Raw genomic sequence first — 10,206 nt, 5'->3', positions numbered from 1 at the left:
AGCCGGGACAGGGTCGAGGCTAGGCCGGCACAGAGCAGCCACAGCACCAGCCCGGCGACCACGGCCCCGCCGCCTCCGGACGCACGGCCCAGGCCGCTCTGCGCCAACGCACCCAAGAGCTTGTCGAGATCCATCGCTCACTCCCTCGGTTGTCGGCGACGGCCCTGCCTGCCGGCCGTCGCGTCATCTGCCGGCCGCGGGATGCGGCTGGGAGAGGCCATTCGGAACTGGCGTGAGTCGGCTGGCGGTGGTTTCGAGAACCGGAGCGCAGCGCACATTGGGTGCGTGAGCACCGGAAGCGGGGAAACCGCCGCCAGACGGCCGCACCAGTAGCAGTTCCGGATGGCCTCTCAGCAATCTTGCCGGAAGGGGAGGTGTTCGGCGAGGTCTTCGATGCCGGCCTCGACCGCGCGGGTCTCGCGGGCCAGGAAATCCGCCACGGCGCGGCGGAAGCCGGGGTCGCGGATCCAGTGGGCGCTGTAGGTCCGCACCGGGCGGTAGCCGCGCATCACCTTGTGCTCGCCCTGGGCGCCGGCCTCGACCCGCTTCAGGCCGCGGGCGATGGCGAAGTCGATCGCCTGGTAGTAGCAGGCCTCGAAATGCAGGAAGGGATAGTCGTGGCCGTCGCAGCCCCAGTTGCGGCCGTACAGCGTGTCGGCGCCGATCAGGTTCAGCGCGCCGGCGATCCAGCGGCCGTCCTTCTCGGCCATCACCAGGGCGACGCGGTCGGCCATGCTCTCGCCGATCCGGGCGAAGAACTCCCGCGTCAGGTACGGGTCGCCCCATTTCCGGTCGCTGGTGTTGATGTAGAAGCGGAAGAAGGCGTCCCAGTGCCGGGGCTTCAGCTCGTCGCCGGTCAGCACGGTCAGGCGGATGCCGCCCTCGACCGCGCGCTGCCGCTCCTTGCGGATGTCCTTGCGGCGGCGGCTGTTCAGCGTCGCCAGGAAGTCGTCGAAGCTGGCGTAGCCGTCATTGTCCCAGTGGTACTGCTCGCCGATCCGCTGCAGCCAGCCGGCGGTGCCGAATCGCGACCAGTCGGCCTCGGTCGGGAAGGTGACGTGGACGGAGGAGACCTTGTGCGCCAGCGCCGCCTGCTCGAGGCCATGGATCAGCAGGTCGGCGGTCTGTGCCGGCGCGCCGGGGCGGACCAGCAGGCGCGGGCCGGTGACCGGGGTGAAGGGCACGGCCGATTGCAGCTTCGGGTAGTAATGGCCGCCGGCCTGCTCATAGGCGCGGGCCCAGCTGTGGTCGAACACGTATTCGCCCTGGGAATGGCCCTTGAGGTACAGCGGCACGACGCCGAGCAGCCGGCCGTCCGCCTCCTCCAGCACCAGGTGCTGGGGCAGCCAGCCGGCCTCGGCGGTGGCCGACCCGCTCTGCTCCAGCGCCTCAAGGAAAGCATGGGACAGGAACGGGTTGTCCGGCCCGGCGCAGGCGTCCCAGGCGCCGGCATCCAGGACCGAGATGTCGGCGACGAGCTTGAGGCTTGCCTCCGGAGTGCCGTCGGGCATGGGACCGCTCTCTCGCATGTGCGAAAGCTTTAATCTGGTCCCGACGCCGCCCGTGGGCAAGCGCCGGGTCCGATCCCTGCTGCCGCGGCCTCAGGCGAGGCCGGGCCGGGTGGCGAAGGGCGCCTCGGTCTTGGCCCGGATCTCGTCGACGGTGACGCCGTCGGCGACCTCGGTCAGGGTCAGGCCCTGCGGCCCGATCTCGAACACGCCGAGCTCGGTGATCACCAGGTCGACCACGGCCTTGCCGGTCAGCGGCAGGTCGCAGGCGTTCAACAGCTTCGGCGTGCCGTCCTTGGCGTTGTGTTCCATGATCACGACGACGCGCTTGACGCCGGCGACCAGGTCCATCGCCCCGCCCATCCCCTTCACCATCTTGCCGGGGATCATCCAGTTGGCGAGGTCGCCCTCCTTCGACACCTGCATGGCGCCGAGGATCGACAGGTCGATATGCCCGCCGCGGATCATGGCGAACGAATCGGCCGAGCTGAAATAGCTCGACTGCGGCAGCTCGGTGATCGTCTGCTTGCCGGCGTTGATCAGGTCCGGGTCCTCCTCGCCCTCATAGGGGAAGGGGCCCATGCCCAGCATGCCGTTCTCGCTCTGCAGCGCCACGGTCACGCCGTCGGGGATGTAGTTCGCCACCAGCGTCGGGATGCCGATGCCGAGATTGACGTAGAAGCCGTCCTCCAGCTCCTGCGCGGCGCGGGCGGCCATCTGCTCACGGGTCCAGGCCATGATGCTCTCCCTAGCTCAGGCGGCGCGCGGCCGGGTGGTGCGCTGCTCGATGCGCTTCTCGTAGTCGCGGCCCTGAAGGATGCGCTTCACATAGATGCCGGGGGTGTGGACCTGGTTCGCGTCCAGCCCGCCGACATCCACCAGCTCCTCGACCTCGGCCACCGTCACCTTGGCGGCGGTCGCCATCATCGGATTGAAGTTCCGCGCCGTCTTCCGGTAGATCAGGTTGCCCTCGGTGTCGCCCTTCCAGGCCTTGACGATGGCCAGGTCGGCGAACAGCCCGCGCTCCATCACATATTGCGCGCCGTCGAACTCGCGCACCTCCTTGCCGTCGGCGACGATGGTGCCGACGCCGGTCTTGGTGAAGAAGGCGGGGATGCCGGCGCCGCCGGCGCGGATGCGCTCGGCCAGGGTGCCCTGCGGGTTGAACTCCAGCTCCAGCTGGCCCGACAGGTACTGCTGGGCGAACAGCTTGTTCTCGCCGACATAGGACGAGATCATCTTCTTGATCTGGCCGCGCTCGAGCAGCTTGCCGAGGCCGACGCCGTCGATGCCGCAATTGTTCGAGATCACCGTCAGGCCGGTGACGCCGCTGAGCGCGATGGCGTCGATCAGCTTCTCCGGGATGCCGCACAGGCCGAAGCCGCCGGCCATCACCATCATCCCGTCGCGGAGCACGCCGGCCAGCGCCGCCGTGGCATCCGGATAGACCTTCTTCATCCCGTCACTCCCGTCAGGCATCACTGGGCGCCGAGGGACTAAAGCGGGGCGGCGGGCGGGTGTCAATCGAGCCCGCGCCGCACCCCGTCCGGTTTGCGGCAGGGCCGGCGGCGGACCCGCGAGACTGCGACGAAGGTCGAATCCGCACTGCCGATCCTGCCGGATGATTCTTGCGGTCATCTATGAGAAGCTATGGCTTTGTTGCGCATCAAGGACGCCGCCTGAAGCGTCCATCGCGCCCAACAGGGGGAGATTTCCATGACCATCCATGATCGGGAGTCCACGCCGCCCGTCGCGACATCCAAGGGGTCGCGCCGCCGGTTTCTCAGCGGTGCGGCCGTGGCCGCGGCGGCGACGGTCGCCGCGCCGGCCATCGTCAAGGCCCAGGGGCCGGTGCATATGCGGTGGCAGAGCACCTGGCCGTCGAAGGACATCTTCCACGAATTCGCCCAGGACTTCGCCAGGAAGGTCAACGACATGACCGGCGGCGACCTGGCCATCGAGGTGTTGCCGGCCGGCGCCGTGGTGCCGGCCTTCGGCCTGCTCGACGCCGTGTCGCAGGGCACGCTCGACGGCGGCCACGGCGTCATGGTCTATCACTACGGCAAGCAGACGGCGCTGGCGCTGTGGGGCTCCGGCCCCGGCTTCGCCATGGATGCCAACACGCTGCTGGCCTGGCACAAATACGGCGGCGGCAAGGAGCTGCTGGAGAAGCTCTACGCCTCGATCGGCGCCAATGTCGTCTCCTTCCCCTACGGGCCGATGCCGACCCAGCCGCTGGGCTGGTTCAAGAAGCCCGTGGCCAAGGTCGAGGACCTGCAGGGGCTGAAGTTCCGCACCGTCGGCATCTCGATCGACGTGTTCACCGCCCTCGGCGCCGCGGTCAACGCGCTGCCGGGCGGCGAGATCGTCTCGGCGCTGGACCGCGGGCTGCTCGACGCTGCCGAGTTCAACAACGCCTCCTCCGACCGCGTGCTCGGCTTCCCCGACGTGTCGAAGATCTGCATGCTGCAGAGCTATCACCAGAACGCCGAGCAGTTCGAGGTGCTGTTCAACAAGGGCAAGTACGACGCGCTGCCCGACAAGATCAAGGCCATCATCGCCAACGCGGCCGAGGCGGCATCGCAGGACATGCAGTGGAAGGCGATCGACCGCTATTCGAAGGATTACGGCGAGCTGCAGAGCAAGGACGGCGTCAAGTTCTACAAGACGCCGGAAGCGATCTTGAAGCGGCAGCTCGAGGTCTATGACGAGGTGGTGAAGAAGAAGGCCGGGGAGAACCCGCTGTTCAAGGAGATCCTGCAGTCGCAGATCGCCTTCGCCCAGCGGGCGACGCGGTGGGAGCAGGACACGGTGGTCAACCGCCGCCTGGCCTTCGACCATTATTTCGGGGCGAACGCGGCCGCCAGCAAGCTCTGATCCCGCAGCGGAGCCGGTGCCGCCGGGCAGGTCCGGCGGCGCCGTGCTCCCGTCCGATCCCTCCGGCAGCGGGCGGCATGGCATGAGCCTCCAGCGACTCCTGCATCTGGTCGACGGCATCAGCACCTGGGTCGGCAAGGCCGCGGCGTGGCTGATCATCGGCCTGATGGCCCTGATCTGCGTCGAGGTGGTGAAGCGCTATCTCCTGAACGCGCCGACGGCGTGGATCTTCGATGCCAGCAACATGTTCTACGGCAGCCTGTTCATGCTGGCCGGGGCCTATACCCTGGCCCAGAACGGCCATGTCCGCGGCGACTTCCTGTACGGATCGATGCGGCCGCGCACCCAGGCCGCGTTCGACCTGGTGCTGTACATCCTGTTCTTCCTGCCCGGCATCGCCGCCCTGGTCTATGCCGGGTACAGCTATGCCGAGCTGTCCTGGCGCATCGGCGAGCATTCGACCGTCACCGCCGAGGGACCGCCGATCTACCATTTCAAGGCGGTGATCCCGGTGGCCGGGGCGCTGGTGATGCTGCAGGGCCTGGCCGAGATCCTGCGCTGCGTCGCCTGCCTGCGCACCGGAACCTGGCCCAGCCGGCTCAGGGACGTCGCCGAGATCGACGTGGTCGAGGAGCAGCTGGCGCAGAGCGAGCATGTGGACGAGGCGACGCGCCGCGACGCGATCGAGCGGGCGCAGAAGATCGACGAGGCGGCGCGCCAGCGCGGGCAGGGGGGAGATCTGCAGACATGACCGACGGCGCGCTCGGACTCGCGATGCTGGGGCTCATCGTGGTCGTCATCATGATGGGCTTCCCGACGGCCTTCACGCTGATGGGCCTCGGCATGTTCTTCGGCTTCTACGCCTTCTACGACCCGTCCGAGCCGTGGTGGGACAACCGGGTGTTCGACCTGATGGTCCAGCGCACCTACGGGGCGATGACCAACGACGTCCTGGTGTCGATCCCGCTGTTCGTGCTGATGGGCTATGTGATGGAGCGCGGGGCGCTGGTGGACAAGATGTTCTACAGCATCCAGCTCTCCGCCCGCCGGGTGCCGGCCTCGCTGGCCGTCGCCACGCTGATCGTCTGCACCTTCTGGGGCATCGCCAGCGGCCTGGTCGGCGCCGTGGTGGTGCTGATGGGCGTGATCGCGCTGAACCCGATGCTGCGCGCCGGCTACGACGTCCGCCTGGCCTCGGGCGTCATCACCGCCGGCGGCACGCTGGGCATCCTGATCCCGCCCTCGGTGATGATCATCGTCTATGCCGCGGTGGCCGGGCAGTCGGTGGTCAAGCTCTATGCCGCGGCGATGTTCCCGGGCTTCTTCCTCGCTCTCCTGTACCTGCTCTACATCGTCGGCTGGGCGCTGCTGCAGCCGAAGGTGGCGCCGCGCCTGCCGGAGGAGCAGACGAAGGTGCCGGTGCCGGGCTGGATGCGGGCCTTCCAGGCCGCCTATTCGCGCAACATGCTGGTCGGGCTGGCCAAGGCGCTGGTCTCGCCGGCCCGGGCGACCGCGCTCGACACCGGCGCCGGCCGCCTGACCTATGGCCGGCTGGCCGGCAATTTCAGCGCCGCGCTGGTCCCGCTGGCGCTGACCGCGACGACGCTGGTCGCGATCTGGTGGTACGTCGTGATCTACCCGCAGGCCGCGGCCGAGGCGGAGGCGGTGCCGGAGGGGCTGGAGCAGCTCGGCGCGCCGGTCGCCGCCGAGGCGCCGGCCACCGGCGCGGCAGCGGGCGTGGGCAACGGCTTCTACCTCGCCTTCGGCCTGGTCGCCCTGGTCGCGGCGGTGGTGCTGTTCCGCTACTACCGGCGCATGACGGCCGAGCGCTTCGAGATGCTGAAGCTCTTGTCCTCCTCGGTGATGCCGCTCGGCATCCTCACCGTGCTGGTGCTGGCGGTGATCCTGTTCGGCATCACCACCGCCACCGAATCCGCCGCGGTCGGCGCGGCGGGCGCCTTCCTGTTGGCGCTGCAGGCCGGGACCCTGAACTGGAAGCGGACCAAGGAGGCGGTGTTCCTGACCGCCAAGACCACCGCCATGGTGTGCTGGCTGTTCGTCGGCTCGGCGCTGTTCTCCGCCGTGTTCGCTCTGCTGGGCGGCCAGGCGCTGATCGAGCACTGGGTGCTGTCGCTGGACCTGTCGCCGGTCCAGTTCATGATCCTGTCGCAGGCGATCATCTTCCTGCTCGGCTGGCCGCTGGAATGGACCGAGATCATCATCATCTTCGTGCCGATCTTCCTGCCGCTCCTGAAGCATTTCAGCATCGACCCGGTGCTGTGGGGCGTGCTGGTCTTCGTCAACCTGCAGGCGGCGTTCCTGTCGCCGCCGGTGGCGATGTCGGCCTTCTACCTGAAGGGCGTGGCGCCGCCGCACGTCACCCTCAACCAGATCTTCGCCGGCATGATGCCCTACATGCTGGTGGTGATCCTGTGCATGGTGCTGATGTATCTCTGGCCCGGCATGACGCTGTGGCTGCCGGAATACCTGTACGGGAATTGAGGGCCGGCCGTTTGGAGCGGGATGCCTGGTCACGCCGAGGCGCTGGCAGCGGCGAACCTTCTCGAATTGCCTCTCCCGCCTGGCGGGAGAGGTCGGGCGTCCGCAGGACGACCGGGTGAGGGCTGGCCCAGGCCTCGACAAAACCCCCTCACCCGGAGCCGCTTCGCGTCTCCGACCTCTCCCGCAAGCGGGAGAGGCAACAATTCACCGCCTCGGCGCGATCGGGATGGCGGAAAACGTGTGGGTTCGTCGCCCGCTCAGATCTCCAGATGCGAGCCCAGCTCCACCGCCCGGTTGGCCGGGATGCGGAAGAACTCGGTGGCGCTCAGGGCGTTGTTCGACATCAGGATGAACAGCCATTCCTGCCAGGGCGGCAGCTCCGGCCGCGGCGACGGCACGAAGTATTCCCGGCTCATGAAGAACGACGTATCGGCCATGTTGAAGCCGAGCCCCTTGGACGAGCAGGCGGCCAAGGCGCGCGGGATGTCCGGCTGCTGCTGGAAGCCGTAGCGCACGATCACGGTGTAGAAGCCGTCGCCCAGGTCCTTGATCTCGATGCGCTGCTCGTCATCGACCCGCGGCTCGTCCGTGGTCTCGACCTTCAGCAGCACCACCCGCTCATGGATGATCTTGTTGTGCTTCAAATTGTGCAGCAGGGCGAAGGGCACGACGCCGACATTGCCGGTCATGAAGATGCCGGTGCCGGGCACGCGATGCGCCCGCTTGTACATCTTGCCGTCGACGAAGGTGGCCAGCGGGATGGCGTCGCGGTAGCGCCGCCGGTACAGGATCTCGCGCCCCTTGCGCCACACCCACATCAGCGTCGTCAGCGCCACCGCCAGCACCAGCGGGAACCAGCCGCCATGCAGGATCTTGATGGTGTTGGCGCCGAAGAAGGCGAGGTCGATGAACAGGAAGGTCGCGAACAGCGGCAGCGCGGTCCAGCGGCTCCAGCCCCAGCGGTGGCGGGCGACGAGATAGGCCAGCACGCTGGTCACCGCCATGGTGCCGGTCACGGCGATGCCGTAGGCCCCGGCCAGGGCGCTGGAGGAGCCGAAGCCGACCACCAGGATCACCACCGCGGCGTAGAGCGACCAGTTGATCCGCGAGATGTAGATCTGGCCCTTCTCCTCGGCCGAGGTGTGGCGCACCTCCAGCCGCGGCATATAGCCCAGCTGGGCCGCCTGCTGGCTGACCGAGAAGGCGCCGGAGATCACGGCCTGGGAGGCGATCACCGTCGCCATGGTGGCCAGGATCACCATCGGGTACAGGCCCCAGGACGGGGTCAGCAGGTAGAAGGGCGATTCGATCGCGGCCGGGTTCTCGATCAGGAGCGCGCCCTGGCCGAAATAGTTCAGGAGCAGGGCCGGCCAGACGAAGCTGACCCAGGCGATGCGGATCGGGCCGCGGCCGAAATGGCCCATATCGGCGTACAGGGCCTCGCCGCCGGTCACCGCCAGCACGACGGAGCCGAGCACGACGACCGCGGCCCAGGGGCTGGTATAGAACAGCTCGACCGCGTGATTCGGCCAGATCGCCGCCAGCACGTCGGGGCGGTTCACCACCTGGGCGGCGCCGAGCAGCCCGATGGTCAGGAACCACACGCACATGATCGGGCCGAAGGCCGAGCCGACCTTGGCCGTGCCATGCGCCTGGACCATGAAGATCAGGGTCAGGATGACCAGCGTCAGCGGGATGATGTAGGGGTCGAAGACCGGAGTCGCGATCTTCAGCCCCTCCACGGCGCTCAGCACCGAGATCGCCGGGGTGATCACGCCGTCGCCGTAGAACAGCGCCGCGCCGATGATGCCCAGCAGGACGATGAAATGGCCCCATCGTTTGCCGCGGCGGGCGCGGAAGGCCAGGGCGGTCAGGGCCAGCACGCCGCCTTCGCCGCGATTGTCGGCCCGCATCACGAAGGAGACGTATTTGACCGTGATGATCAGCGTCGTCGCCCAGAAGATCAGCGACAGCACGCCCAGCACCGCGCCCTCGGAGACGCCGGGCGCCCCGGGATGGGTGAAGCATTCCCGGATGGTGTAGAGCGGGCTGGTGCCGATGTCGCCATACACGACGCCGATGACGCCGAGCAGCTTGGGGGCGAGCGATTGGCCGTCGCGCGAGTCGGTAGCGAGGGTCGTCATCGCGCCTTCCTAGTCGGATGGCGGACCCTCGACAACCCGGCCGTTGCTGGCATCCCTGTGGCCCCCTTCGGCCCCCTCGCTACCCTGAGCGCCGAGGGTGCGGGCATCGCGCGCCGGAGGCAAGCCCCGGCTGCGTTTGACTGAGTGAGAGGCCATTCGAGACCGCGCTGGTGCGAGTCGGCTGGCGGTGGTTTCGAGAACCGGAGCGCAGCGCACATTTGGTGCACCGGAAGCGGAGAAACCGCCGTCAGACGGCCGCACCAGTAGCGGTATCGGATGGCCTCTCAGATGCAGCGGCCGCCGTCGACCTCCAACGCCACGCCGGTGACCATCGAGGCCTCGTCCGAGGACAGGTACAGGGCGGCGTTGGCGATGTCCTCGGGCGTGCTCATCCGGCCCAGCGGGATGGTCGCCAGGAACTGGGCCCGCCGCTCCGGCGTGTCGTCGCCGAGGAAGGTCGAGGTCAGGCCGGTCTGGCCCAGCACCGGGCACAGGCAGTTGACCCGGATCTTCGGCGCCAGCTCGACCGCCATCGATTTGGTGGCGGTGATCACCGCGCCCTTCGACGCGTTGTACCAGGTCAGGCCGGGCCGCGGCCGGATGCCGGCGGTCGAGGCGATGTTGAGAATCGAGCCGCCCTTGGCCGACAGATGCGGCGCGGCGTGGCGCACGGCGAGGAAGATCGCCTTCACATTGACCGCGAAGATGCGGTCGAACTCGTCCTCGGTGACCTCGGCCATCGGCTTGTTGCGATGGGTGTAGCCGGCGTTGTTGACGACGATGTCCAGCCCGCCGAAGGCCTCGACCGCGGTGGCGATGGCGACCGCGGTGTCGGCGTCGCGCGACACGTCGGTGCGGACGAAGCGGGCGGCATCCGGCCGCAGCTTGTTCAGCGCCGCAGCCACGGCCTCGCCCGCCTCGGCCGACAGATCGGCGATCAGCACGCTGGCGCCTTCCCGCACGAAGCGCTCGGCGATGCCCTTGCCGAAGCCTGACGCCGCGCCGGTGACGATGGCCACCTTGCCTTCGAGCCGCATGCCCTGTCCCTCTGTCCTGGTCGTGTGGTGGTCGCGTTGCGGGAGGGGCGCCGCTCAACAGCCTGGTGCCCGGCCCGCCGTCTCTTCCGGTGAAGTCCCGGACGTCGAATGGCCGGACTATAGGGGCAGGGCGGCCCG

General features: G+C 68.4%; 8 protein-coding genes. 3 read left to right on the top strand and 5 right to left on the bottom strand.

Annotated features, from left to right (window positions below; all coding sequences use genetic code 11):
* Positions 1-350 precede the first annotated feature (350 nt).
* The 3 genes from BWR60_RS26765 to BWR60_RS26755 all read right to left on the bottom strand — a co-directional run bounded on the left by BWR60_RS26765 (position 351) and on the right by BWR60_RS26755 (position 2,966).
* On the bottom strand, positions 351-1,511 hold the full coding sequence (locus BWR60_RS26765; RefSeq protein WP_088154735.1) for a GNAT family N-acetyltransferase: 1,161 nt from the start codon (positions 1,509-1,511) through the stop codon (positions 351-353).
* A 90-nt stretch (positions 1,512-1,601) separates the two neighbouring features.
* Positions 1,602-2,246 (bottom strand): CoA transferase subunit B, encoded by a 645-nt coding sequence (locus tag BWR60_RS26760; protein WP_088154733.1) that lies wholly within the window; start codon positions 2,244-2,246, stop codon positions 1,602-1,604.
* A gap of 15 nt (positions 2,247-2,261) precedes the next feature.
* The gene (locus tag BWR60_RS26755) at positions 2,262-2,966 is read right to left on the bottom strand and encodes a CoA transferase subunit A (RefSeq protein WP_088154731.1); all 705 of its coding nucleotides are present in this window, start codon (positions 2,964-2,966) and stop codon (positions 2,262-2,264) included.
* A gap of 258 nt (positions 2,967-3,224) precedes the next feature.
* On the opposite strand from BWR60_RS26755, the gene BWR60_RS26750 reads away from it, so the two are divergent.
* The 3 genes from BWR60_RS26750 (at position 3,225) to BWR60_RS26740 (ending at position 6,887) form a co-directional block, all read left to right on the top strand.
* Positions 3,225-4,385, top strand: a complete 1,161-nt coding sequence (locus BWR60_RS26750; protein WP_088154729.1) for a TRAP transporter substrate-binding protein — start codon at positions 3,225-3,227, stop codon at positions 4,383-4,385.
* A gap of 82 nt (positions 4,386-4,467) precedes the next feature.
* Positions 4,468-5,136 (top strand): TRAP transporter small permease subunit, encoded by a 669-nt coding sequence (locus BWR60_RS26745; protein WP_088154727.1) that lies wholly within the window; start codon positions 4,468-4,470, stop codon positions 5,134-5,136.
* A complete protein-coding gene (locus tag BWR60_RS26740) occupies positions 5,133-6,887 on the top strand; it encodes a TRAP transporter large permease (protein WP_088154725.1) in 1,755 nt (584 codons plus the stop codon). The genes BWR60_RS26745 and BWR60_RS26740 overlap by 4 nt, the downstream gene beginning before the upstream one ends.
* Positions 6,888-7,144: 257 nt before the next feature.
* On the opposite strand, the gene BWR60_RS26735 is transcribed toward BWR60_RS26740, so the two are convergent.
* Both BWR60_RS26735 and BWR60_RS26730 read right to left on the bottom strand, forming a co-directional pair.
* Entirely contained in the window at positions 7,145-9,031 is a 1,887-nt protein-coding gene (locus tag BWR60_RS26735; protein ID WP_088154723.1) for a potassium transporter Kup, read from the bottom strand.
* A gap of 284 nt (positions 9,032-9,315) precedes the next feature.
* The gene (locus BWR60_RS26730) at positions 9,316-10,068 is read right to left on the bottom strand and encodes a glucose 1-dehydrogenase (protein WP_088154721.1); all 753 of its coding nucleotides are present in this window, start codon (positions 10,066-10,068) and stop codon (positions 9,316-9,318) included.
* Positions 10,069-10,206 lie beyond the last annotated feature (138 nt).

It is taken from the genome of Inquilinus limosus (assembly GCF_002195995.1).
GTDB lineage: Bacteria > Pseudomonadota > Alphaproteobacteria > DSM-16000 > Inquilinaceae > Inquilinus > Inquilinus limosus_C.
The sequence above is the reverse complement of the archived record's forward strand: the minus strand, read 5'-3'. Positions and strand labels throughout refer to the sequence as shown.